The sequence below is a fragment of the Blautia sp. AF17-9LB genome, from assembly GCF_003479185.1.
Taxonomy (GTDB): domain Bacteria; phylum Bacillota; class Clostridia; order Lachnospirales; family Lachnospiraceae; genus Fusicatenibacter; species Fusicatenibacter saccharivorans.
This window is the reverse complement of record NZ_QUGU01000001.1, coordinates 106,859-132,021: the sequence shown is the minus strand read 5'-3', so window position 1 is coordinate 132,021 and position 25,163 is coordinate 106,859. Positions and strand designations below refer to the sequence as shown.

18 protein-coding genes are annotated in these 25,163 nt (G+C 47.8%); 14 read left to right on the top strand and 4 right to left on the bottom strand.

The window, feature by feature from the left end:
* Nucleotide 1 precedes the first annotated feature (1 nt).
* The 3 genes from DWX00_RS00625 to DWX00_RS00615 all read left to right on the top strand — a co-directional run bounded on the left by DWX00_RS00625 (nt 2) and on the right by DWX00_RS00615 (nt 4,532).
* On the top strand, nt 2-922 hold the full coding sequence (locus DWX00_RS00625; protein ID WP_158565001.1) for an AraC family transcriptional regulator: 921 nt from the start codon (nt 2-4) through the stop codon (nt 920-922).
* A 12-nt stretch (nt 923-934) separates the two neighbouring features.
* Nucleotides 935-2,722, top strand: coding sequence for a family 43 glycosylhydrolase (locus DWX00_RS19960; RefSeq protein WP_118594450.1), 1,788 nt, complete (start codon nt 935-937; stop codon nt 2,720-2,722).
* A 121-nt stretch (nt 2,723-2,843) separates the two neighbouring features.
* Nucleotides 2,844-4,532: a heparinase II/III domain-containing protein gene (locus DWX00_RS00615; protein WP_117804958.1), complete on the top strand. Its 1,689-nt coding sequence runs from the start codon at nt 2,844-2,846 to the stop codon at nt 4,530-4,532.
* Nucleotides 4,533-4,645: 113 nt separating this feature from the next.
* On the opposite strand, the gene pdxT is transcribed toward DWX00_RS00615, so the two are convergent.
* Both pdxT and pdxS read right to left on the bottom strand, forming a co-directional pair.
* On the bottom strand, nt 4,646-5,227 hold the full coding sequence (pdxT, locus tag DWX00_RS00610) for a pyridoxal 5'-phosphate synthase glutaminase subunit PdxT (RefSeq protein ID WP_118594449.1): 582 nt from the start codon (nt 5,225-5,227) through the stop codon (nt 4,646-4,648).
* Nucleotides 5,227-6,108 carry a pyridoxal 5'-phosphate synthase lyase subunit PdxS gene (pdxS, locus tag DWX00_RS00605; RefSeq protein ID WP_118594448.1) on the bottom strand — a complete coding sequence of 294 codons (882 nt, stop codon included), beginning with the start codon at nt 6,106-6,108 and terminating at the stop codon, nt 5,227-5,229. The genes pdxT and pdxS overlap by 1 nt, the downstream gene beginning before the upstream one ends.
* 144 nt (nt 6,109-6,252) lie before the next feature.
* On the opposite strand from pdxS, the gene pdxR reads away from it, so the two are divergent.
* Together pdxR and DWX00_RS00595 are read left to right on the top strand one after the other, a co-directional pair.
* Complete coding sequence (gene pdxR, locus DWX00_RS00600; protein WP_118594447.1) at nt 6,253-7,707, top strand: MocR-like pyridoxine biosynthesis transcription factor PdxR; 1,455 nt, start codon at nt 6,253-6,255, stop codon at nt 7,705-7,707.
* A gap of 90 nt (nt 7,708-7,797) precedes the next feature.
* Complete coding sequence (locus tag DWX00_RS00595) at nt 7,798-8,565, top strand: GNAT family N-acetyltransferase (RefSeq protein WP_118594446.1); 768 nt, start codon at nt 7,798-7,800, stop codon at nt 8,563-8,565.
* On the opposite strand, the gene DWX00_RS00590 is transcribed toward DWX00_RS00595, so the two are convergent.
* Nucleotides 8,560-9,561 (bottom strand): LacI family DNA-binding transcriptional regulator, encoded by a 1,002-nt coding sequence (locus DWX00_RS00590; protein ID WP_117804963.1) that lies wholly within the window; start codon nt 9,559-9,561, stop codon nt 8,560-8,562. The genes DWX00_RS00595 and DWX00_RS00590 overlap by 6 nt on opposite strands.
* A gap of 413 nt (nt 9,562-9,974) precedes the next feature.
* Here DWX00_RS00590 and DWX00_RS00585 point away from each other — a divergent pair, with 413 nt between their 5' ends.
* Nucleotides 9,975-11,729 carry a glycoside hydrolase family 13 protein gene (locus DWX00_RS00585; protein ID WP_118594445.1) on the top strand — a complete coding sequence of 585 codons (1,755 nt, stop codon included), beginning with the start codon at nt 9,975-9,977 and terminating at the stop codon, nt 11,727-11,729.
* Nucleotides 11,730-11,933: 204 nt separating this feature from the next.
* On the opposite strand, the gene DWX00_RS00580 is transcribed toward DWX00_RS00585, so the two are convergent.
* The gene (locus DWX00_RS00580; protein ID WP_118594444.1) at nt 11,934-13,334 is read right to left on the bottom strand and encodes a sodium-dependent transporter; all 1,401 of its coding nucleotides are present in this window, start codon (nt 13,332-13,334) and stop codon (nt 11,934-11,936) included.
* A gap of 190 nt (nt 13,335-13,524) precedes the next feature.
* On the opposite strand from DWX00_RS00580, the gene DWX00_RS00575 reads away from it, so the two are divergent.
* The 8 genes from DWX00_RS00575 to mutL all read left to right on the top strand — a co-directional run bounded on the left by DWX00_RS00575 (nt 13,525) and on the right by mutL (nt 25,154).
* Nucleotides 13,525-14,037, top strand: a complete 513-nt coding sequence (locus DWX00_RS00575) for a MarR family winged helix-turn-helix transcriptional regulator (RefSeq protein WP_022461532.1) — start codon at nt 13,525-13,527, stop codon at nt 14,035-14,037.
* Complete coding sequence (locus tag DWX00_RS00570) at nt 14,027-15,757, top strand: ABC transporter ATP-binding protein (RefSeq protein WP_117812798.1); 1,731 nt, start codon at nt 14,027-14,029, stop codon at nt 15,755-15,757. Before DWX00_RS00575 ends, DWX00_RS00570 begins: the two co-directional genes overlap by 11 nt.
* Entirely contained in the window at nt 15,757-17,391 is a 1,635-nt protein-coding gene (locus DWX00_RS00565; protein ID WP_117812797.1) for an ABC transporter ATP-binding protein, read from the top strand. The genes DWX00_RS00570 and DWX00_RS00565 overlap by 1 nt, the downstream gene beginning before the upstream one ends.
* Before the next feature lie 188 nt (nt 17,392-17,579).
* Nucleotides 17,580-18,677: a hypothetical protein gene (locus DWX00_RS00560; protein ID WP_117508921.1), complete on the top strand. Its 1,098-nt coding sequence runs from the start codon at nt 17,580-17,582 to the stop codon at nt 18,675-18,677.
* Between the two features lie 22 nt (nt 18,678-18,699).
* A complete protein-coding gene (locus tag DWX00_RS00555) occupies nt 18,700-19,365 on the top strand; it encodes a hypothetical protein (protein ID WP_055228134.1) in 666 nt (221 codons plus the stop codon).
* An 18-nt stretch (nt 19,366-19,383) separates the two neighbouring features.
* Nucleotides 19,384-20,151 carry a hypothetical protein gene (locus tag DWX00_RS00550; RefSeq protein ID WP_022461039.1) on the top strand — a complete coding sequence of 256 codons (768 nt, stop codon included), beginning with the start codon at nt 19,384-19,386 and terminating at the stop codon, nt 20,149-20,151.
* Nucleotides 20,152-20,431: 280 nt separating this feature from the next.
* Nucleotides 20,432-23,068 (top strand): DNA mismatch repair protein MutS, encoded by a 2,637-nt coding sequence (mutS, locus tag DWX00_RS00545; RefSeq protein WP_118594573.1) that lies wholly within the window; start codon nt 20,432-20,434, stop codon nt 23,066-23,068.
* Nucleotides 23,069-23,123: 55 nt separating this feature from the next.
* Entirely contained in the window at nt 23,124-25,154 is a 2,031-nt protein-coding gene (mutL, locus tag DWX00_RS00540) for a DNA mismatch repair endonuclease MutL (protein ID WP_118594443.1), read from the top strand.
* Nucleotides 25,155-25,163 lie beyond the last annotated feature (9 nt).

The following is a 25,163-nucleotide window of genomic DNA, read 5'->3' as shown; positions in this document are numbered from 1 at the left end:
AATGAAGGAAAACATTTATTATCAGTATGACAGCAGTCAACTACCGGAAATTAGCCTGGCAGATACGGCGGTGATTGAACCGCCGTATATTCATAAAAGAAGAATGCCGTTGGAATACATTATTTATCTGGTGCGTCAGGGTGAGATGTTTCTTTTGGAGGATGGTGTACGGTATCATTTAACACCGGGGGATTTTTTAATTCTGGATCCGGATAAAATACATGTGGGGGAAAGAGCAACACATTGTGAATACCATTATATTCATTTCCATCAGAAATCCATAAAAAAAAACAAGATGACAAATGAGCAGACAACTGAGATAATTTTAAGAAAGAGAACGCAGTCCATGCAAAGTGATTCCTGTACCCTTTCCGGACAGGAACGCGTCAGTCTTTCGCTTCTTGCGTTGCCCAAATATATGCATCTTTCCGACACTTCTTCTTATTCTGAAATTCTGCAGAAAATCAATGATGGAATTACCTGTCAGAAAAATCGTATGGAAGGTTATTACAATTTGTGTGCCTGTCAGATTTTGGAGATGATGATTTTGGTTTCCAGACAGTTTGTAACATCGCTTGCCCAGGAAAAAACCGGAGTGGTCGGAAGCTACCGGAAAATATATGATCTTTTGGATTATCTGAATAACTGCTATCGCGAGCCAATTTCCGGAGTATTGATTGAAGAGCAGCTTGGTGGAAACTTTGATTATCTAAATCGGATTTTTCGTCAGACAACAGGAAAAACGATTTTTCAGTACCTGACGGAAGTCAGAATTTCCCATGCCAAGGAGCTTCTTGGTACAACTTCGCTTAAAATTTCGCAGGTCAGCGAAAAAGTCGGATTTTCCGATGAAAGTTATTTCAGTAAAGTCTTTAAAAAAATGACTGGAATGACACCTATGAACTATATGAAAAGCAGATAAGGAGAACAAAATATGGCAGGCTATTTATTTGTACATTTTACCGGAGAACAAAAGGATGGAGAACAGATTTATTTTTCCATCAGCAGGGATGGACTTCACTGGGAGGATCTGAATGACGGACAGCCAGTCTTATATTCTCATCTTGGAATGCAAGGTGTTCGCGATCCGTTTCTGCTGCGTGATCCAAAGCAGAAGAAATTTTATCTGATAGCAACCGATTTACGGATCGAAGCAGGAGAAGGCTGGGATACGGCACAATATCGCGGAAGCCGTGATCTGATTGTCTGGGAATCGAAGGATCTGGTTCACTGGAGTGCGGAGCGTGCCAGTACCATAGGTGTTCCGGGAGCCGGATGCGTCTGGGCACCGGAAGGAATCTATGACTCAAAAAGAGAGCAGTTTCTGGTTTTCTGGGCATCTATGGTAAAACTTTCCGGTGATACGGAAGCCAAACAGCGGATCTATGCATCCTGGACATCTGATTTTCAAAGTTTTTCCGAGCCATTTATTTACATGGAGCGGAAAGAACATGTGATTGATACAACGATGGTAGAATCAGAAGGTGTATACTATCGGATTTCCAAGGATGAGACGAATAAATGTCTGCTGTTGGAGTCCTGTGACTCCCTGACGGGCAATTTTCAGGAGATCCCATCAGAAACACTTTCTTCGCTGTTTGGCGTAGAAGGACCGGAATGTTATCTGCTACCGGATCAGAAGACATGGTGTCTGATTGCGGATCAGTTTGCGGAGGGAAAAGGATATCTTCCTCTTTTAACGGATGATCTTTCTTCGGGAAAATTCCGTATTTTAAAGGAAAAGGAATATGCTCTTGGAAAAACAAAAAAACGCCACGGTGGCGTTCTTGCAGTTACTGACGAGGAGCTTGCCTTGCTGGAACGATTTTTTGATCACAAAAAGCCGGTCGTAGAAGGGCTCTTTGCAGATCCGGATCTTGCCTGTTTTGACGGAACGTATTACCTGTATCCGACAACGGATGGCTTTACCGACTGGTCCGGTACGAAATTTTCTGTTTTTGCATCGAAGGATCTGAGAAAATTTCAGAAGGCTGCTGATATTTTCGACATGGCAGATGGAGATGTTCCGTGGGCGGTAGGAAGTGCCTGGGCGCCGTGCATTGCAGAAAAAGATGGAAAGTATTACTACTATTTCTGTGGAAAGCGTGTTGATGGCAAATCCTGCATTGGAGCAGCAGTATCTGATTATCCGGAGGGAACGTTTGTGCCTGCAGCAGAACCCATGATCACCATGGAAATGATGGAAACGTATCAGATCCAGATGAGTCAGACGATTGATCCGTCGATCTATCAGGAAAACGGCGAAACATATCTCCTGTTTGGAAATGGTTATGCGGCCATTGCAAAACTGACACCGGATATGATGCATATTGTTCCGGAGACGATGAAAAATCTGGAAGGACTGTACGATTTCCGTGAGGCGGTTACGGTTCTGAAGCGGGATGAAATTTACCATTTTACCTGGTCCTGTGATGATACAGGAAGTGAAAATTATCATGTAAACTATGGAACGTCCGATTCCCTGTACGGACCGGTTCGGTTTGAAAAGACGATTCTTCAGAAAGATGTGCAAAAAGGTGTTCTTGGAACGGGTCATCACAGCATCTGTAAGGTGCCTGGAAAAGATGCATACTGGATTGCTTACCATCGTTTTGGCACACCGCTTGCGCAGTATCCGGAGGGAAAGGGATTCCACCGGGAAACCTGCGTGGCCCCGCTGGAGTTTGACGAAGCCGGAAAAATGATGGAAGTGATTGTCTAGGTTTACGGAGAAAAAATATATGAACGGAAGAACAGAACAAGAATTGCAGCAGTATCTTTTCTAATATGAAACAGAGCTTTCAAGAGAAGCCGAAACGCTTTCTCTTTTGGATTTCCCTGTTTTGACAGAGGAGCTTTTTTCTCTGTTTGAAAAGACGGGGAACCGGCTGCGGTATGAAGAAGCTTACTTTGGACGCCGGAAATACCTCGTTGCTTTTGCGTTCAATGCATTGTTTGCAAAAGAGAGGGACATTTCTATGGATCTTTCCGGCCTGGAATGGGTTCTGGAGCAGATTTGTGCGGAAACTTGCTGGGCGCTGCCGGCACATGTGAACCGGAAAAAGGATGAAAAGTGGAAGATTACATTGGATCTTTTTGCGTGCGAGACTGCACAGTCACTTCTGGAAATTGCGTTTCTACTTCGAAACGATCTGCGGCCGGAGTTACTGTGTCGGATCTGGAAGGAAAGCAGCAGGAGAGTGTTGCAGCCGTTTCTTATACAGGAAAACGGTGCATTCTGGTGGGAAACGAGTAAAAGTAACTGGAATGCTGTTTGCTGTGGATCCGTAGGAGCAGCCGCCTGCTATGCATCTGAGCTTTTTCCTGTTCTTTTTCCGAATGCGGAAAGCATCGAGAGTATCAATCAAAACTGTGAACAGATCTTGACGCGCGTGACCCGGGATCTTTCCTGCTTTCTTGCGAGCTTCGGCGAGGACGGCGCCTGCATGGAAGGTCTTGGCTATTGGGAATATGGAATGAGTTATTTTTCCATGTTCGCGGAACTTCTGAAAGAAAAAACGGGCGGGAAAACTGACTTGCTGGATGGAAAAAAGCAGCGGAAAATCATGGAATTTCAGCAGAAATGCTATTTCCCGGGCGGAAATACGTTAAGCTTTTCTGACGGAGACAGCAAAAGCCGTTACCGGATGGGACTTACCTGCCATTTTGCAATGCTGGATCCAAATGTTAAAATCCCGCCGCTGGTACGGGCAATGCATTTTGGGGAAGATCCGTGTTATCGCTGGAATGCCGCATATAGGGACTGGATCTGGACGAAGCAATATCTGAATGTGTTAAAAAGCAGGTCGGACGGTTCCGAGAATGCTGCAGAGGAACGGGTATGTTCCGGCACGTTTACTTATCTGGCGGATGCCGAATGGGCAATTGCAACTGGAAAGCATCAGACCGCATTCGCAATCAAAGGTGGAAACAACGGGGAGCCGCACAATCATAACGATGTCGGCAGCTTTCTGTATTTTATCGGGGAAGAAGAAATTATCAGTGATCTTGGAGCCGGAGAATACACGAAAGCATATTTTGGCCCCGAACGATATTCCGTACTCTGCTGTAGTTCACGTGGCCATAGCGTTCCGATTTTGGATGGAAAGGAACAGTGCAAAGGGGAAACATATCGTGCCGATGCAGTGAATTACTCCGAGACAGGAGAAATTTCGATTTCCTTTGCTGGGGCATATGAGAAAGAAAGCAGGAAAAAACTGATACGGACTGCTGTTTTTTGCAGGGAAACCGGTGAACTTCAGATCAAAGATTGCCTGAAGACCGCTCCTTTGGATAATGGCTTCACGGAAAATCTTGTCACACGGCAGAACGTAAGTCGGGAAAAAGACCGGATTCGAATCGGTGACAGGGGAACTCTGAAAATAGATGGTGTTTCTCCGGAAAAGATTCAAATTATTCCATGCATTCATAGAGATCATCAAGGAAAAATGGAAACTGTGTTTCTGATTCAATGGGAAGCTGACGGAAAAGAAAATATCTGGCGAAGCCGATTTGTACTTTGCCCGGAATAATACAAAAGCTCCTGACGTTGTTAGAAGGAAGATATTCAGTGAGGCTGCATTGCGGTACGAAAACAGAGCAAAAGACTGTGCAAATGAATTTATGATTTGCACAGTCTTTTGCTTTATACGTTGCTGATCATCGAAAGAAATGTCTTATGAATCCTCATATCCGGGTCGAGTTCTGGATGGAAGGAGAAGGCCATCTGGTTTTTATATTTTACACCGACAATCCGCTCTTCCACAACCGCGAGCACTTCCACGCCGTTCCCCACAGATGCAATATACGGCGCACGGATAAACGTCATCGGCACTGTTCCGATGCCCGCAACCGGTGCTTCTGTGTGGAAGCTGCCTAACTGGCGGCCGTAGGCATTCCGCCTGATGCACATCGGAATCGTGCCGAAATACTGTTCCGGCTGTCCCTTGATCTGTCCGTCGATCGTTTCGGCCAGAAGAATCGCACCGGCGCAGGTTGCGAGGACCGGCATGCCGTTTTCAATCTGGCTTTTCATGATATCGAACATGCCAAGCTCTTTTAAAAGCTTTCCCTGAACGGTACTCTCGCCGCCCGGTAGTACAAGTGCATCGTAAGGCTCGGCAAGATCGCGGGCCTGACGCAGTTCGATGCATTCGGCGCCAAGCTGCTCTAATACTTTTTCATGTTCTGCAAACGCACCCTGCAGTGCAAGCACTCCAATTTTCATTATTTTCCTCTTTCTGCCATCAGTAAGGCGATTTCCTGCTCGTTGATGCCGACCATAGCCTCGCCGAGATCAGCGGAGAGTTCTGCGATCAGTTTCGCATCGGTGTAGTTGGTAACGGCTTTTACGATGGAAGCCGCACGTTTTGCCGGGTTGCCGGATTTGAAGATACCGGAACCAACAAAAACACCCTCTGCTCCAAGCTGCATCATCAGCGCTGCATCGGCAGGAGTTGCCACACCGCCGGCTGCAAAGTTGACAACCGGGAGACGGCCGTTATCATGAACATACTGAACAAGATCGTACGGAACCTGCAGGACCTTGGCTGCCTCAAACAGCTCATCCTCACGCATTGAGGTCAGTTTCTGAATTTCGCTGTTCATTTTTCTCATATGGCGGACCGCCTGTACGATATCGCCGGTTCCCGGCTCACCTTTGGTACGGATCATAGACGCTCCCTCGTTGATCCGGCGGAGTGCCTCGCCGAGATCTTTTGCACCGCAGACAAACGGTACTTTGAAATTTCGTTTGTTAATATGGTAGACATCATCCGCCGGGGAGAGAACCTCACTCTCGTCGATGTAGTCGATTTCGATGGCTTCAAGAACCTGTGCCTCTACAAAGTGGCCGATGCGGCATTTTGCCATAACCGGAATGGAAACGGCTTCCTGAATGCCGCTGATCATCTTCGGATCACTCATACGGGAAACGCCGCCGGCTGCACGGATGTCTGCAGGAATCCGCTCCAGTGCCATAACGGCACAGGCACCAGCTTCCTCGGCAATATGCGCCTGCTCCGGAGTGGTAACGTCCATGATCACGCCACCCTTTAACATCTGTGCCAGTTCTTTGTTCAGTTTGTATCTCTCATTTGCTGCTGTCATAATAAGTTCCTCCGTGTCTGAAAAATTTTAGTTTCTGTTTTGGCTTTACTTTTGCTCTGCCTCACAGTATACTGGTAAAGTGACTATAAAAAAATTGCCAAAACAAATATATTCAGTAAGGTCAGATGAGAGGAGAGCGGTCGGATGCTGACGTATAATTTTTCCAATATAGGGTCAGATTCCCTGTATGAATATTTATATAAATGTATCAAAAATGACATATTGCTGGGAAATATCCGCCCTGGAGAGAAGCTGCCGTCGAAACGGACGTTCGCGAAAAATCTGGGTATCAGCGTCATTACCGTCGAGAATGCCTATGCGCAGCTTGTTGCGGAAGGCTATCTGTATTCCATGCCAAAGCGCGGATTCTATGCGGCTGATCTGGAAATTGAGGATTCCATGCGGGATGCGGTGCCAAAAGAGATCCTGCAGGTAGCAAACGGGGAGACTTCCTATTTTGCGGATTTTTCCAGTAACCAGACGGACAGCGAGATTTTTCCGTTTACAATCTGGACGCGGACGGTGCGTGCTGTCCTGAATGACAACCGGATCCAGCTCATGATCAATTCCCCGTGCGCCGGGATTTTAAAGCTGCGCAGTGCGATTGCAAAATATCTGCGAGAGTTTCGTGGAATGCAGGTGCTGCCGGAGCAGATTATTGTCGGCGCAGGAACGGAGTATCTGCATAACCTTCTGATTCAGCTTCTCGGAAACGATCTTGTTTATGGAGTAGAGGATCCCGGGTATCACAAAATTGCGCGGATTTATGAGAGCATGAAGGTACGGTACGAGCCAGTGCCGCTCGATCAGAACGGTGTTTCGGTGCAGGAGCTGGAAAAAAGATCGGTTGATATTATTCATACATCCCCGTCCCATCACTTTCCAACCGGGACAGTCATGCCGGTCAGCCGCCGTTATGAACTGCTCGGCTGGGCGGCAAAATCGGATCATCACTATATCATTGAGGACGATTACGACAGTGAGCTGCGTCTCGGCGGAAAGCCGTTTCCAACGCTGCAGAGCATCGATGTATCGGACAAGGTCATCTATATGAATACGTTTACGAAAACACTTGCCTCCACGGTACGGATCAGCTATATGGTGCTGCCGCAGACACTGGCAGAGAAATTTTACCGCGAGCTGTCGTTTTATTCCTGCACCGTTTCCAACTTTGAGCAGTACACACTGGCAGAGTTTATTGAGAACGGCAGTTTCGAAAAACATATCAACCGGCTGCGGAACTATTATCAGAACAAACGAGATCTGATTTTACGGGCGCTTGAAAAGAAGCCGCTCGGTGATTATGTGACCATCGAGGAAGAAGAAGCCGGCGTTCATTTTCTGATGCATCTTCGCACGGATTTGAAAGAAGAGTCGATTGTCACGCAGGCGAAATCCCGTGGTGTGAAATTAAAGCCGCTCTCCGGCTATTACGCGGATGCGGCGGAGGCAATAAAGCAGGAAAATACGTATGTCATGAACTATTCCTCTATCGATCCGGCTGCAATGGAGCGGGCGGCGGGAGTGCTGCTTCATATTCTGCGGGCGCATACGACGGAAAACACATTTGAGGCAGAGATGAAAAAGAGCCAGGAATAATCATAAATTGATCCACAGAAATAACTGCAGGGAATGAGCTTCTCTGATGCCCAGCAGTTTCTATTACAAACTCATAAAGGAGAAAAGCATATGACGAATCGTGAAATGATGGAGATTGCCATGAGGCAGTCTGCGGAAGATATGGGGTGCCGTGTGGAAGATCTCAAGGCGGACAAAAATGTTGTTGTTCCCATAAATTTAGGAAAGAAGGCCCGCAAATATTTGAAAGAGCCTATTACCTGCAATCTGGTTTCCTATGGAAGTAATATCATGGCGGCTTCCATACCGGAGACTATGGATCTGGTATCTGCGTATGTAGACAAATTCGAATTTTACCACTGTTTTGAGACACCAAACATGCATTGGCTGAATGAACGTTTAACTGAAAAAGGGCACAAAATATGTTTCATGGCAGAATACTATCTGCCGGACATCAGCCGGATACCGACTCTTTCCTGCGCCTATGAGACACGAGTATTGACACAGGAAGATTTTGCGGATTTGTATCGACCGGAATGGAGCAATGCGCTTTGCGAAGATCGGAAGAATCTGGATGTACTTGGCGTCGGCGCATATGATGGAAGTACGCTGGTGGGACTTGCCGCCTGTTCTGCCGATTGCGACGATATGTGGCAGATCGGTGTGGATGTCTTGCCGGAATACAGACGACAGGGGATTGCCTCTGCACTGACAAGCAGACTTACAAAAGAGATCATAAACAGGGAAAAAGTACCTTTTTACTGTACCGCCTGGTCTAATGTCAGATCTGTAAGAAACGCTGTTAAAAGCGGTTTTATACCAGCATGGGTAGAAATGACTGCAAAACCGGCAAATATTGTTGATGAGATGAATTTATGAAGGAACCTTTCCTGTCGATTCCCGCTGAATCAGCTGTGCATGCAACAAATACGTACTGATTGGGATGTGATTGAGAAGACTTGACAATGCAAAAAATCCACTTTTTCCGAGCTCCAGCCGATCTTGTCTGATGGTTGTAAGGGGCGGTGACGTACAAGCAGCAATCGGCAGATCATCAAATCCGATAATGCTGATATCATCAGGAATCTGGAATCCCAGCTGCTGACATTGCGTGAGCGTTGCACTAGCAAGGGTATCCTGGTTGCAAATAATAGCAGTGATTCCGTTTTCCAGAAAACGGGGAAGATGCTTTTCCATACATTCTGACAGATAATAAGAACAGCCGATCGCAGCAGGAGAAGTCTTCAGTCCATGCTGGTGCATGGAACGGAGAAAGGCAGCATGGCGTGCCTGGAGAACCCGGGCACCGAGGGAGCTGCTCAGATAGGCGATCTTCCGGTGTCCAAGTCCGGCAAGATAAGAGACGGCAAGCTCCATTCCCTCCTCATTATCAATACCTACATAAGCGGTGGAAGGATTCCCTACTATATAGTTGTCGAAAAGAACAGCCGGTGTGCGGCTGATTTTAAAGTCTTGAATCCAGGGATCGCTCAGGGAAAAGCCGACCACAAAAGCTCCTATATAATCATGCTCCAGCATAAAAACATCATAATGCTGGTTTCTTTGGGTCTTAATATCAACAGGCACAATTTCAACATCAAAGCCTGCTGGTTCTGCCATCTGACGAAAACCCACCAGGATATCATAGGCAAAATGATGCGGTTCCTGATACCGCATATTTTCTTTTTCTATTATAATACAGACTTTTTTCGTTGGTTTCTTATAACGCCGCAGCTTCGTATAACCCAGAGCTACGGCAGTTTCCAAAACCTGTTTCCGTAAAGCATCGCTGATATCAGGCGCGTCATTGAGCGCTTTGGATACCGTGCTCTTGGAAACTCCCATTTTATCAGCAATATCCTGAATGGTAGTCATAATCGGCAATCCTTTCACAAAACAAAAAATGTAAACTCCCAGCTATCATGATGGAGTTCTTTTAACGCTATTATATGAAGATTGCGGGAGTGCAAAGCACGTAGCAATCTGGTATCAAAGGGGTCAAAAAACCTTTTGCCCCCGTATCATTATATAAAAACATAAGATAAAAAGCAATCCATACCGTGAAAAAGAAATGTTTCGCTAAGTTTCGAAAAAAGAAAGCATCCTGCACAAAAATCATCCTGAAAATTATCTGAATTTTACGAAAGCGCAGGGAAAAATGGAAATTGATTGACGAAGAAATAAAAAAGGCTTATAGTAAAGTTACGAAACAATGCGAAACAAAAAGTGATCGTGTTTCTTACAAGGATGCAAAAAACAGCTTTAGAGCTATACGGGAGGAAAATGAGATGGAATTTAGCGGTGTATACCATAAAACTTCAGAACAGATGAGTTATGCCCTGGATGAGGACAGACTGATTGTCAATATCAAGACAGGATATGATGTAAAACAGGTTTTTATCCATTACGGAGATCCTTATGAAGCCGGAATTTTGGGCGGAAAAGAAAAGTGGATCGGAAAAAGAGAGGAAATGATATATAAAAAACGTCTGCCTTATCAGATCTGGTGGACAACAACGCTTCTTCCGGAATACAAAAGATGCAAATATTATTTCGAGCTGCGGACGGAAAAGGAAGTCTGGTATTATTTTGAGGATGGTTTCCTGACAGAAGAACAGCTCCGGATGGATGGCCGTATGCAGCAGTGCTTTATTGTACCCTGGATGAACCCGGCAGATATCAATCGCACACCGGCATGGGTAAACGAAACGATCTGGTATCAGATTTTCCCGGATCGGTTCCGCAACGGGACACCGGAAAAAAACGGAGATGATATCACACCCTGGAGAAATCACGGAACCGTAACAAACGAAGAAAAATTCGGAGGAAACCTGGAAGGGATCCGTCAGAGATTATCGTATCTGCAGGAACTTGGGATTACCGGTATTTATCTGAATCCGATCATGAAAGCAGAGTCCAACCACAAATATGACACGACCGATTATACAAAAATAGATCCGTTTTTTGGCGATGCGGATACAATGAAAGCGCTTTGCAAAGAAGCACATGAAAAAGGAATCCGCATTATGGTAGATGCAGTGTTTAATCATAGTGGAAGAAAATTTGAGCCGTGGATAGATATCCTGGAGCATGGAAAAGAGTCTCGTTATGCGGACTGGTTTATGGTAGAGGACTGGGAACAGGTTCAAAAAAGGGGAGACACCAGAGACCGACGGTTCTATTCCTTTGCATTTACAGACGGGATGCCAAAGCTGAACACAAACAACGAAGAGGTGATACAGTATTTCTGTAAAATCTGTGAGGACTGGGTACGGGAGTTTGATATCGACGGAATTCGTTTCGATGTAGGAAACGAAGTGTCGCACAGGTTCTTAAAGCGGATAAGGGAGCATTTAAAAACGATAAAGCCGGATATTTATCTTCTGGGGGAAATCTGGCATGATGCAAGCCAGTGGCTGCAGGGAGATGAATATGATTCTGTCATGAACTACCCGCTGCTGAGTGGAATCCATGATTTCTTTCTTGATAAAACAATGAAAAAAGAAGAATTTGAATATATGGTAAACCGTTGCTATACCATGTATATGCAGCAGAATAACGATGTACTTTTTAATCTCCTGGATTCCCACGATACCGAGAGGCTGATGAACCGTTTTCACGATCTGGACAAGTTCTACCAGCAGCTTGCAATCCTTTTTACGCTTCCGGGAAGCCCCTGTATTTATTATGGAACGGAGATTGCAATGGAAGGCGCTCATGATCCGGACTGCAGAAGATGTATGCCTTGGAGTGAAATTGAAAGCGAAGAGAATCAGAAAAAAATTGCAACGATGCGGAAACTGATCATGCTTCGAAGAAATGAAAAAGTGTGCAGAAGCCTGCATTTCCATTTTCCGAATGGTTATGAAAATGATCGGTGTGTAGAGTATATTAAACTAGACGAAGAGGGAAATAAAATCGAAGTTCTGCTCAACGCATCGGATGAGGAGATAAAAGTAAAAGGAGACGGGGAAGTACTTTTTGCCCGGGAATTTGATGGAGAGATACTTGGTGTAAATGGAACGTTAATTCGCAGGATGTAAGGGTTTCACCTGTTAGAAATATGTGCAGACAGGCACAAAAAAAGCATGTTTTCTGGAAAAGCCACCGGAAAACATGCTTTTTTGATCTCTTGCCTCGCCAAAAACATAAGTAAGGAGCCATTTTTCGAAGGAAAATGAGCGGATTACGAATGTTTTTGAAGATTGCGTGAGTGCAAAGCACATAGCAATCTGGTATCGCAGTGATCAGACGTTTAAAATACCGAACGACTGCAGCAGCAGTGCGGCAAGGAGCACGGGTGCAATAAACTTCACCATGACGATATACAGCCTCTTTCGACCGAACTTATATCCTCCCAGAGTCACCTCATCGATGATGACCTGCGGCTTTACAACCCATCCGATCAGAATACAGGAGAGAAGTGCGACAAGCGGCATCAGAAGGTTATTGCTGATGAAATCCATGACATCCAGGATCTGAGCCGTTGCGCCATTTGGAAGCTTCAGTTCAAAATAAAGCGCATTGTAGCCGAGGCATACGATGATACCGACGAGACATGCATAAACGGTTACAATAACCGTGCTTTTCTTTCTGCTGATGTGAAATTTGTCGATCATACAGGAAACAATGGATTCCATGACCGATACGGAAGATGTAATGGCTGCAAAGGAGACCATAAGAAAGAAAATGGTTCCGATTACGCCGCCTGCTGCTCCCATGGACTGAAAGACCTTCGGCAGGGAGACAAACATCAGACCAGGGCCGGCAGACATACCCTCTGTCCCCATAAAGGTAAATACGGCAGGAACGATCATCAAACCGGCGAGCAGCGCAACAATGGTGTCGAAAATTTCGATCTGGTTGATCGATTTCATCAGGTTTGTTTCTTTTTTTACGTAGGAACCGTAGGCAACCATGATACCCATCGCAACGCTGATCGAAAAGAAAAGCTGTCCGAGTGCATCGACAAAGACGGTGAAAAATTTCTGCGGCGTCATTCCTTTAAAATTTGGAACAAGATAAATTTTCATACCCTGCAGTCCCGTACGGACGACACCGTCTGCGTCGGTATGGGTCAGGGTCAGAGAAAAAACAGAAATTCCGATGATTAAAATCAGAAGGATCGGCATCAGAATTTTGCTGTAGTTTTCAATTCCCTTATTGACACCACGATATACAACGAATGCGGTAAGAAAAAGATAGATTCCCAACCACACAATCGGCTGCCATGTACCGGTAATATAGCCGGTAAAGTAACCATCCTCGGCAGCAGCAGTGCCATGTCCGGTGAGAAACACAGACAGGTATTTTAATACCCAGCCGCCAATGGAGCAGTAGTAAGGCAGGATGACAACCGGCACGATACTGGCGAGAAGGCCAAGACCGTTCCAGCCCGGGTGAATTTTACCGTAAGCGACAAGCGGACTTTGTCCGGTTTTTCTTCCGATGGCAATATCAGTTGTCAGCAGGGTAAATCCAAAGGTCAGAGCCAGTACGATATAAACTAAAATAAAGGTTCCGCCTCCGTCTTTTGCGGCAAGATAAGGGAAACGCCAGATATTTCCCAGTCCAACCGCGCTTCCTGCGGCAGCAAGCACGAAGCCGATCGATCCGGTAAAGCTGCCGCGCGTATGTTTCTTTTCCATATAAGATACATCTCCTTATTGATAGACTGACTGTTTTTAACAGCCGAATACTTCTATTATAAAGTTCGGACGATACTTCGTCAACCAGAAGATCTATAGATTGACAATTTCGATTAGTTGTACTATCATCTAATTAGTTGTATATGCATCTATTTGAAACAGATTGAGAATGGACAGGAGGAACAGAAAAATGGATCCAACAGAACGGAAAATAACAAAAATAGCGCGGGAAGCCGGGAAATTTACGGTTCAGGCAATGAAAGAAGAGGGCATCGGCACAGCAGAATTTGACTTTATCCATCTGGTGCGCCATCATCCGGGCATCACGCAGACGGAAGTGCGCGAACAGTTAAAGATTGATAAAGGAGCCGCTGCAAGACGCGCTGCAAGCCTTGAGGCAAAGGGATATCTGATCCGGAAACCGAATCCGTGGGACGGCAGAAGCCAGCTTCTGTATGCTACGGAAAAAGCAGAAACTTTGAAAAATTCCAAAGCAGAAATTGAAACGGTTTTTTATGAATGGCTGCTTTTGGAGCTTCCGGAAAAGGAGGCAGAAAGCTTCTGCGAAACACTGGACAAGCTGTACTGGAAATCGAAGAGAGAACGGCAGAATCATTTTGCGGAACTTTCAAAAATTTTAAGTGAAAAAGCAGATAAAACAATAAAAGCAACAGCAGAAGGAGGCAGCAGCGATGAAGGATGAAACCTTTCGCCCGAACCGGATGCTCTCTTACTTTCAGGAAGAATGGAAAATTCTCTTTTTTGTTACGGTTTCCGGTCTCATCTATAATCTGGGACTTCTTGCAGGCCCCTGGTTTGAGGGAAAAATGACAGGAAAGCTGGTTGATCTCCTCGGCGGCACAGGAACCTTCCACCAGATGCTGATGCTGGTCACGGCCTATGTCGTGAGTATTGGCATTGTGCAGGTTTCCCGCTATTTCAAACGGTTCTATGTCAGAAGATTTGCCAACAACGTCAACCGGCATATGAAGCAGATTCTTTACGGAACGCTGGTTCGCAAAAGCCGTTTGGAGCTGGAAGCGGAAGGTACCGGAAATGTACTGACGAAGGCCATTCTCGATGTAGACGATTGCGTAGAAGGAATGCGGAAATTTACAACGGAAATCTTTGATACCGGTGTTGCTCTTCTCGCCTATGCGTGTATGCTGCTCTGGTACGACTGGCGCCTGGCTCTTCTCTGCATGATTTTTCCACCCATTTCCTACGTGATTGCCGAAAAGATGAAGGTCATGGTACAGAAAACGGGCGCTGCCTATAAGGTACAGTCGGGTGCATTAAGTGCTGCAACCCTGGACCGTGCGACAAATGCCATCACGTATCGTGTCTTTGGCTGTGAGGAGGACAGAAAGGCCGCTTATGAGGAGAATCTTTCGGCTTACGAATCTGCCGCTGTGCGCGCCAATATCTGGAACACAGCTATGCCGCCGATTTACCGTATGATCTCGATGACGAGCATTCTGTTTATCCTGTATTTTGGAGGCAGAAACGTCCTGCATGAGGGTTGGACACCGTGGACCATTGCTGTATTTACCACATTTTTGTCCTGCTACACGAAGCTTGCCACCAAATCATCGAGCGCAGCAAAGCTTTTTAATGCGGTACATAAAGCGCAGGTTTCCTGGAAACGAATCAAACCTCTGTTGCAAAATTCGAAAGCCGAACCGGAGTTTCCGGCCGCAGCACCTGCAGAGCTTAACGTCGATCACCTGCATTTTGCCTATCCAAACGGAAAAGAGATCATCCATGACCTGTCGTTTCAGGCGGCTCCTGGCCAGATCATCGGTGTAACGGGACCTGTCGCATGCGGAAAGTCAACGCTTGGAAAGACTTTTCTCTGCGAGTCGCCGTATGAGGGAAGCATCACCTTCGGCGGAAAAGAACTTGGAAAAATGGAAAAAGCAGACCGGAACCGCATGGTCGGTTATCTTGGCCATGACCCGGAGCTGTTCCATGGAAGCGTGGAAGAGAATATCCGTCTCGGGGGAAAAGAGGGCGCAGAGGAGATGATCCGAGTCGTCTGCCTGGAAGATGAAGTGAAAGCAATGGAAAACGGAATCCATACTCTGGTCGGAACGGGCGGTATCCGCCTCTCCGGTGGTCAGGCGCAGCGCCTTGCCCTTGCGCGAACCCTGTACCACAAACGGCCGGTTCTGGTTCTCGACGATCCGTTTTCGGCACTCGACAAAGAGACGGAGGCACAAATTTTTTTAAATTTAAAGGAGCTGGCAAAAGACTCTATTATAATCCTCATTTCCCATCGCCTCTATCTGTTCGACCAGATGGATCAGGTCATCTGGATGGATGAGTGCCATACGAAGGTCGGCACACATGAGGAACTCCTTGCAACGGTTCCGTCCTACGCAGAGCTCTGCAGCAACCAGACGAAGGGAGGCAGCTTTTGATGCGAAAGAAAGAATCTGTATTGCGGGTAATCAAAGAAACCGTTCGAAAACACGGCGTTTTATCAGCCGCACTTTTGGGAGTCGTCTGCGGTGCGGTTATTTTCGCACTGCTCCCGCCTCTTGTGCTGGCACAGCTGATTGACCTTTTGACAAAGAAGCATACCCTCTGGATGGAAGGAATTCTGCTGTATTTCGGACTTCTTGCCCTGACGGGTCTTCTGGAGTCGGCACGAGAGAGTCTTCTGACGGTATTCGGCCAGAAAATTACACATGCACTCCGAAGCAGTCTGATGGAAAAGTTCGGACGCCTTTCCGCCAACGAGCTGAACCGCCAGGAGCCGGGCGCTCTCGTATCAAGATTTGTCGGTGACATCGACACAGTGGAAAACCTGTTTACCTCCGGGATCATCAGTATGTTTGCCGATGCGTGCAAAATCTTAAGCATTCTTGCCGTCATCTGGGTGACTAATCGTGGACTTACGATTGTTCTGATTATTTTACTCCCTGTTCTGTTCCTCTTTACCCGTTATGTTCAGAAAAACATGCTGGCCTCCCAGATTGCCAACCGCCGTGCAGTCAGCCGTGCTTCGGGTCACGTTCCAGAGACGCTGCACAACATCCGTACCATTCACTGTCTGCAGAAAGAGACGTATATGGAGCAGCAGTATGCGCACTATATTGATGACAGCTACAGCGCAATGGAGAAGACCAATTTTTACGATGCCGTCTATTCTCCGGTCATCCTGATTTTAAATGCCATTGTTGTTGCTGTTGTCATGCTGCTTTCGGCCTCCGGCAATCCGACCGTTTTAAAGCTGTTCGGCATGTCCGCCGGAACCGCCGTTGCTGTTATAAACTATATTTCCCAGATCTTTGCTCCGGTCGAAAGTCTTGGTATGGAAATCCAGACAATTCAGTCTGCGTTTGCCGGTATGGAAAGAATCAATGAATTTTACAGCCTGGAAGAGAAGAAAGAGCCGGCTGCGCTGACTGAAAATACAGATTACGGCATAGCGGCTGAGCTAAAAAATGTGACGTTTGGATATGACGAAAGCCAGGTCATCTTAAACGATGTAAGTCTGCAGATCAAAAAAGGCGAGCAGGTAACACTTTTGGGACGAACGGGTGCCGGAAAGAGTACTATTTTCAAACTGCTGCTCGGTTTATATGAACCACAGAAAGGAATGGTTCTGATTTGGGGTGTTCCATCTGTCGATCTGCCGGATGCAAAAAAACGAAAGGTTTTCGGCTATGTGGAGCAGTCGTTCCACATGGTGCCGGGATCGGTAAAAGACCAGATTACTTTGTATGATGCAAAGATTTCGGATACAGATGTAAAAAAAGCAGCAGAGCTGACCGGACTTGCAAAGACCATCGAGGCGCTTCCGGACCAATATGATACGATCTGTACACAGGATCTCTTCTCACAGGGTCAGTGGCAGCTCCTCTCGATTGCCCGTGCAGCCGCAGCGGAGCCTGAAATTCTGCTCCTCGATGAGATTACCGCAAACCTTGATGCAGAGACGGAAAAAATGGTATTAAATGCATTGCAAAGGGTTTCCAAAAACCGTACCGTAATTTCCATTTCCCACCGAACTATGGCAGAAACGGGACGCGTGATTCCAATTTCATAATTTCTTTTCGTTCATTAAATTTTTGAAACAAAGCGTGCCGGATGCATTCTGACAAAAAAAGATGCGCCGACACGCTTTCTTTGTCCCGCCAGGCAGAACAAAATAGAGCGGAGGAGCGAGTTTCAATTGACACAAAAAAGGGGAGCAAGTACAATAAAAGTAACGAAAAGAGAGGAGGCGGTATTCAGTTGAAAAAGAGAAAATGGAAATTCCGCATCGCAGGCGGCGCTGTCACGCTGCTGGGCATCTATCTGATGGCGGTCGGCTACGGAGAGACGATCACACTCACCATCGCCACGGTTGTCCTGATTTTCGGCATTGCCATCTGGTCCATGGCAACCCCGGAGAACTACAATTCCATGACGGATATGATTGCCATGATCTCCATGGAGAAGCCGCGGAAAATCGAAGAATTTTATGAGGCTTACAAGAACGTCGATACACCGTTCGGTTCTGCATGGCTTGCAAAATTCTACACGATGCGGCAGAAAGCACTCGTTTTCGGACCGGACGCCAAGGGAGAATATCTCTACTTCTGGCTGACCAAAGACGGTCATGTCGGTTATTTGGGATATTCCTTCATCGAAGGCTTTATCAAAAAGAAACTCACCACACCCGTGTATCCGATTCATGAAGATGTTGCAGAGAACCTCGCAGACCATCTAAGCTACCATTCCGATCTGATGATGTTCCAGAGCGAATTAAAAGCGAATCTGGAGCATTTCGTCAAAACCGGAACGGTACAGCCGTTTCAGAAGATTTCGGCGTCCCAGATTTACACTTTCACGGAGGATTACCGCCTGACGGGCCAGCATTTCGATCTGGAGGATACAGACGGAAACCTGGTTTACGAGATCGACAGCACCGTGCCGCTGAAAACATTTTATATCTACGATGCGATGCACACCGAAATCTTCCGCATGACGAAGGAACTGCTCCACGCGCTGCCGACCTACCGTTTTTATCTGTACGGCGAGCCGTATGGTGTGTTGAAAAAGCAGTTTGCACTCGTACGGGATCAGTTCTCGATGGAACTGCCGGAGGGAAAACTGGAACTCCGGGAATACGCCGGCTCCATCGGCCACAATTACTCGGTAAAACTGAACGGAACTATGATCGGCGCCATCGTCGACAATATGGATCTTACCGTCGGAAACATCATGTTCGACAATGCGTTTCTGATTGTCTACGATGCAAAATATCTGCCGCAGCTGACCGCACTCGCTGTGATGGCGGCAAGAGAACTGGCACGCGACAAGGACGGCGGTCTTTCCAATCGGTCCTGACAAAAGAAAGAGAGGGGAATCTATGAGAAAAACGACAAAATTGTTTTTGGGTTTTACAGCAGGACTTCTGCTTCTGTGCGGCTGCTCGGCGGCAGAAGAAAAGTTAGGGTATGAAAACGCGGATGTGGCAAAAGAAGCCCTTGCATCGGCTTCGTCCGTCCGCATGCGCTGTGATCTGGATAACGTTGACGCTTCGGGAAACATTTATGCGGATGAAAAGGCTGCCGCGTATATGAAAAACAGCGGTCTCTTTGATCAGACCTGGACGATCTCTATTTCCGGCGAAGAATGGTTCCATATGAAAATTGTGACGGACGAAGAAATCAATAAGATGACAAAATCCGCTACTACCTATGCATTCTATGATCCGGACAACAACCTGCTTGGCTATGCACAGGAGCGCGTGACGACACCGGATCAGATGCCGGAAGCGTATTACATTATTTTTCTCGATGCAGATCTGAACGAAAAACCATATTACGCATCAGAGGATGGACATACCATTTATACAGAGGGCGGAACGGTGATCGGTTCTGCGAAAAAAGAGATGGACTGGTCCGGTTCACAGTGCAATCTCTATGTGAACCTGGAGGATAACGGTACGCAGGTGATGGATTTCCAGGATAAATACGCCTTGCTCGATATGATGTACGATGAGGCAAATGAGTATTACAAAGATAACAAGTAAGGCGGAGGAAAAAGGCAGTTGAAAAAGAGAATATATACAGCCGCTGGTCTTTTTCTTGCCGCCGCTCTGGTGCTTGGCGGCTGCGGAAAAGAAAAAGTGCCGGAATCTGAGTTTGCAACTGCGGATGAGGCAAAAGAGGCGCTTACATCGGCAGAAACCATAGAAATCTACTTTGACCTGTATGGAAGTAAACGAAAGACGAAGATTGTGGCAGACGGAAAAGTGGCGGGCTATCTTCAGAAGAATACGGTCTATATCAACGAGGAGGAGTGGTTTTCGATTGACTATGTGGAGGATGAGCCCATCAATGACAGAGAAGGCTCCGGCACGACGTACGGCTATTACGACGCATCCGGTACGTGTCTTGGCTATGCGCAGGAGCAGTATGTGGATACCTCCTATGGAAAAGATACAAGACTGATTTTCCTTGATGTAGATGAAACGCCGCTCGATTACCAGAGTTCGAGAAGCGGCAGGATTCTGTATGATGAAAATGACGAGGAGATCGGCAGCGGAAAGATCGGGCGATCAGGGGTCAGCCTTCTTGACCAGTGGTACACGAATCTTTACTGTGCCGTCTTTAAGACCGAGACGGACGGCACGCGGCAGATTGATTTCATGGACCGGATGGCGATGCTGTGGCGTCTGGAGCGCGATTACCGCTCAATTGACGACAATCCTGTCAACACCGGCGTGCAGATTTATGAAACGGTTGCCGTTGTTTTTGTGCTGATCCTGTTGATTGGTTCGTCTTTCTCAAAATGGAGACAAAAAAAGAAAAATTAAAGGGAATGCTCGCTTCCTGGACGGCTGGTTTTGAGAAAAAACCACTGACAGGAAGGGGGCATTTTATACGCTTGTGAATCTTGCACAATTTCTGGTTTCATGCTAAAATTGTGCAGGTATAACGTTTGTTATACTTCTTATATTTATTTTTGAGAAAAGGTATGAAATACAAATGAACGATACAGAAACAAAAAACACAGCGGTAAAAGCGCCGGCACTGATGTCCACGCGGCCTGTGACAGCACAGGATGCGCTGGATCAGTGTGAGAAGCTTTCGCCTATGATGGTACATTATTGCCAGACGAAGACGGGCTTGACTGACCCGGCTAATACCATTTTGTTTTACCGCTTAGGTGATTTCTACGAAATGTTCTTCGAGGATGCCACCCTGGTATCCAAAGAACTTGAGCTTACGCTGACCGGAAAGGACTGCGGCATGGAGGAGCGCGCTCCGATGTGCGGTATCCCGTATCACGCTGCAGAAGGGTATATCAACCGTCTTGTAGAGAACGGCCATAAGGTTGCGATCTGCGAGCAGATGGAGGACCCGAAACAGGCAAAGGGCATGGTAAAGCGCGAAGTCATCCGCGTTGTCACACCGGGTACGACGCTGATCCCGCAGGGACTTGATGAGACGAAGAACAACTACATCATGTCGATCGTCTGCATGGAGGGATGCTTCGGTATCTCTACAGCAGATATCTCGACCGGCCAGTGCCTCGTCACGGAAATGGACAAGCCGCGCCGCCTGGTGGATGAGATCACGAAGTTTATGCCGGCGGAAATCATCTGCAATCAGTCGTTCCTGCTCTGCGGGATTGATGTGGAGGATCTCCGGACCCGCCTTCATATCTGCGTGAATGCATTGGAAGACTGGTATTTCGACGATGATATCTGCCGCCGTACGCTGCAGGAACAGTTCCATGCTGCTACGATGGAAGGCCTTGGCATCGCCGATTACAACTGCGGAACAATTGCAGCCGGTGCGCTGTTCCAGTATCTGCACGAGACACAGAAATCGGATCTGTCTCACATGAACTCGATTACACCGTATGTGACGGACAAATATATGCTGATCGACAGCTCCAGCCGCCGGAATCTGGAACTTGTGGAAACGCTGCGGGAGAAGCAGAAACGCGGCTCCCTCCTCTGGGTTCTCGACAAAACCCGCACGGCGATGGGCGCGCGTCTTCTGCGAAGCTACGTAGAGCAGCCATTGATCGACGAGGAGGAAATCAACGCACGGCTCGATGCAGTGGAAGCCCTGACCAGCCAGGCAATGATCCGCGAGGAAATCCGCGAATATCTCCGCCCGGTCTATGACCTGGAGCGTCTCGTCGGAAGAATCAGTTACCAGTCTGCTAACCCGCGTGACCTGATCGCCTTTAAATCATCGCTGCAGATGCTGCCTTACATCAAACAGCTTTTAAATTCGTTTGAGGGCGGCGCACTGGCGCAGGTTCAGGAGGATCTGGACCCGCTCGAGGATCTCTATCAGCTTGTCGATGCAGCTATCGTCGATGATCCGCCGTATCTGATGCGCGACGGCGGTATGATCAAAGACGGCTACAACGAGATGGTCGATAATTACCGCCATGCAAAGACAGAAGGAAAGCAGTGGCTGAGTGAACTTGAGGCGAGTGAGCGGGAGAAAACCGGTATCAAAAACATGAAGGTCAAGTACAACAAGGTATTTGGCTATTATCTGGAAGTTACGAACTCGTTTAAAGACCTTGTACCGGATTACTATACCAGAAAACAGACGCTGACGAACGCCGAGCGCTACATCACACCGCGTCTGAAGGAGTTGGAAGATACGATTCTTGGCGCAGAGGACAAGCTGTACGCGCTGGAATATGATCTTTTCTGTACGGTGCGCGATACGGTTGCCGGTGAGGCGGAGCGGATTCAGCGCACGGCGCAGGCTCTGGCACGGCTCGATGTGTATGCATCGCTTTCCTACGTTGCCGAGCACAACCACTATGTGCGTCCGAAGCTGAACAGCCGCGGAAAGATTGATATCAAGGACGGCCGTCACCCAGTGGTCGAGAAGATGATTCCAAACGATATGTTTATCGCAAACGATACCATGCTTGACAACGGTGACCACCGCGTTTCCGTCATCACCGGACCGAACATGGCCGGTAAATCGACGTATATGCGCCAGACGGCCCTCATTGTGCTGATGGCACAGATCGGTTCGTTTGTTCCGGCTTCGAAGGCAAACATCGGTATTGTGGACCGGATCTTTACCCGTGTCGGCGCATCCGATGACCTGGCAAGCGGCCAGAGTACGTTTATGGTTGAGATGACGGAGGTGGCGAATATTCTTCGGAATGCAACCTCGAACAGTCTGCTGATTCTCGATGAGATCGGAAGAGGAACGAGTACGTTCGACGGTCTTTCGATCGCCTGGGCGGTGATTGAGCATGTGGCGAATCCGAAGCTGCTCGGCGCAAAGACACTGTTCGCTACGCATTACCATGAGCTGACTGAGCTTGAAGGAAAGCTTCCGGGCGTGCACAACTACTGTATTGCCGTTAAGGAAAAGGGCGACGATATCGTATTCCTGCGTAAAATTGTACAGGGCGGCGCAGATAAGAGCTACGGTATCCAGGTAGCGCGTCTTGCGGGAGTGCCGGAGTCAGTGCTCTCCCGGGCGCAGGAGCTGGTGGAGCAGCTGAGCGATGCCGATATCACTGCTGCGGTCAAGGATCTGACCATGCAGAAAAAACCGAAGGCAAAGCCGGTTCACTACGACGAGGTCGATATGGCACAGATGTCGCTGTTCGATACGGTGCAGGACGATGATATCATCAAAGAGCTCTCGGAGCTTGATATCTCGAATATGACACCGATGGATGCTTTAAATACCCTGTACCGTTTCCAGGGAAAGGTGAAAAACCGCTGGAAATAGGGGAATACTGGATCAGAACATAAGTTAGAATCAATCCGAAACAGAAAGGAACAACATGGCTACCATAGCAGTACTGGATCAGAATACGATCGATAAAATTGCGGCCGGTGAGGTCGTGGAACGGCCGGCTTCCGTGGTAAAGGAGCTGGTGGAAAATGCAATGGACGCCGGTGCGACGGCGATCACCGTGGAAATCCGCGACGGCGGTATTTCGCTGGTGCGGATCACGGACAATGGAAGCGGCATTCCGGCCGAACAGGTGCCGCTCGCTTTTCTGCGCCACGCGACGAGCAAGATCCGTTCCGTGGAAGAACTCGTGCAGATTGCATCTCTTGGCTTCCGCGGCGAGGCGCTCTCGAGTATCTCGGCGGTTGCGCAGGTCGAGATGATTACGAAAACGCCGGATGCGCTGACGGGAACGCGGTATGTGATTGAGGGCGGCGCGGAGAAGGCCAATGAGGAGGTCGGTGCCCCGACCGGAACAACCTTTCTGGTCCGGAATCTTTTTTACAACACGCCGGCTCGTCAGAAATTCTTAAAAACGCCGGTCACGGAGGCAAATGCGGTGACTTCTGTGGTGGAGCAGCTCGCTCTGTCCCATCCGGGCATTTCGTTTAAATACATGGTCAATTCGCAGGTGAAGATTCATACAAGCGGCAACCGGAATTTAAAAGAACTGGTCTATAATATTTACGGCCGCGACATCGCGCGGGAGCTGATCGAGATTCACTCGGAAAGCCCGCTGATGACGATTGATGGTTTTATTGGAAAACCGGTGATCTCGAGGGGAAACCGGAATTTTGAAAATTATTACGTGAATGGACGGTATGTGCGGAGCAAGCTGCTCGCCCGTGCGATTGAGGACGGATATCAGACATCGATGATGCAGCATAAATATCCGTTTACGCTGTTCTATGTCCAGATGGATGGAGAGGCGGTGGATGTCAATGTGCATCCGACGAAGATGGAACTTCGTTTTTCTCATCAGGAGGAGATTTACCGCCAGATGCGCGATATGATCTCAGGTGCGCTGAATCACAGGGAGCAGATTGTGAAGGTTTCGCTTTCTTCCGACAGGGAACGGAAAGCAGAGGAAAAAGCGGCACGGAAAGAACAGATTGTTGTTCCGGAACCGTTCGAGCAGAAACGGCAGGTAAAAGAAGGCTTTGCACGGCAGTCCCTTCCGGTGGAGCCGGTTTCCAGCCAGAGCAGAAGAATGCCAATTTTCCCGGAGGTGGAACGAAATGGATACCGCGCAGCGAAAACGTATGTGCCGGTTCAGCAGATGACGGGAATGACGCGGGAAGAGGAAGAACTGTTTGAGCCGGGTGCAGGAAACGTGCCAAAGACGGAAGACCTCTCAAACGCGGACGCAATACAGCATCAGCAGGAGCCAGATGCAGCTCCAACGGTATCTTCCATGCCGGAAGAATCCTCATCTGCATCTGCTTCGCCTGAGCCAGAAGGCCAGATGCAGCTCTTTGATGAGCAGTTTCTTACCCCGGAGGCAGAGAAATCGCACCGCATCATCGGCCAGGTTTTCGATACGTACTGGCTGATTCAGTACGGCGAGAATCTCTACATCATCGATCAGCATGCCGCGCACGAAAAGGTACTGTTCGAGCGGATGATGAAAAATTACCGGGAAAAGAACGTCACCTCCCAGATGGTGAGTCCTCCGCTGATCGTCTCCTTAACGCCGCAGGAAGCAGATCTTGTGACCCGTTACATGGACGTTTTCCAGTCCTTCGGCTACGAAATTTCCCCGTTCGGCGGAAAAGACTATGCAATCAACGCCGTGCCGCACAATCTGTACGGTATTGCGACGGAGGAGCTGTTTATCGAGATTCTCGACAATCTTGAGGAGGTCCGCGAAAAGCCGCTGGAGATTTTAAAAGACCGTCTGGCGACGATGTCGTGCAAGGCCGCCGTAAAGGGCAACAATCATCTTTCCTATGCAGAGGCGGAGCAGCTCATTGCCGAGCTTTTGACGCTCGAAGATCCGTATCACTGCCCGCACGGCCGGCCGACGATCATTTCCCTCTCGAAACGGGAACTGGAAAAGAAATTTAAGAGAATTGTGTAGGTGATTTTT

What these genes read in the sequence shown, in the direction of transcription:
- DWX00_RS00625 (WP_158565001.1), top strand. Translation starts at nt 2, where the DNA reads ATGAAGGAAAACATTTATTATCAGTATGACAGCAGTCAACTACCGGAA.
- DWX00_RS19960 (WP_118594450.1), top strand. Translation starts at nt 935, where the DNA reads ATGGCAGGCTATTTATTTGTACATTTTACCGGAGAACAAAAGGATGGA.
- pdxT (WP_118594449.1), bottom strand. Translation starts at nt 5,227, where the DNA reads ATGAAAATTGGAGTGCTTGCACTGCAGGGTGCGTTTGCAGAACATGAA.
- pdxS (WP_118594448.1), bottom strand. Translation starts at nt 6,108, where the DNA reads ATGACAGCAGCAAATGAGAGATACAAACTGAACAAAGAACTGGCACAG.
- pdxR (WP_118594447.1), top strand. Translation starts at nt 6,253, where the DNA reads ATGCTGACGTATAATTTTTCCAATATAGGGTCAGATTCCCTGTATGAA.
- DWX00_RS00595 (WP_118594446.1), top strand. Translation starts at nt 7,798, where the DNA reads ATGACGAATCGTGAAATGATGGAGATTGCCATGAGGCAGTCTGCGGAA.
- DWX00_RS00590 (WP_117804963.1), bottom strand. Translation starts at nt 9,561, where the DNA reads ATGACTACCATTCAGGATATTGCTGATAAAATGGGAGTTTCCAAGAGC.
- DWX00_RS00585 (WP_118594445.1), top strand. Translation starts at nt 9,975, where the DNA reads ATGGAATTTAGCGGTGTATACCATAAAACTTCAGAACAGATGAGTTAT.
- DWX00_RS00580 (WP_118594444.1), bottom strand. Translation starts at nt 13,334, where the DNA reads ATGGAAAAGAAACATACGCGCGGCAGCTTTACCGGATCGATCGGCTTC.
- DWX00_RS00575 (WP_022461532.1), top strand. Translation starts at nt 13,525, where the DNA reads ATGGATCCAACAGAACGGAAAATAACAAAAATAGCGCGGGAAGCCGGG.
- DWX00_RS00570 (WP_117812798.1), top strand. Translation starts at nt 14,027, where the DNA reads ATGAAGGATGAAACCTTTCGCCCGAACCGGATGCTCTCTTACTTTCAG.
- DWX00_RS00565 (WP_117812797.1), top strand. Translation starts at nt 15,757, where the DNA reads ATGCGAAAGAAAGAATCTGTATTGCGGGTAATCAAAGAAACCGTTCGA.
- DWX00_RS00555 (WP_055228134.1), top strand. Translation starts at nt 18,700, where the DNA reads ATGAGAAAAACGACAAAATTGTTTTTGGGTTTTACAGCAGGACTTCTG.
- mutS (WP_118594573.1), top strand. Translation starts at nt 20,432, where the DNA reads ATGATGGTACATTATTGCCAGACGAAGACGGGCTTGACTGACCCGGCT.
- mutL (WP_118594443.1), top strand. Translation starts at nt 23,124, where the DNA reads ATGGCTACCATAGCAGTACTGGATCAGAATACGATCGATAAAATTGCG.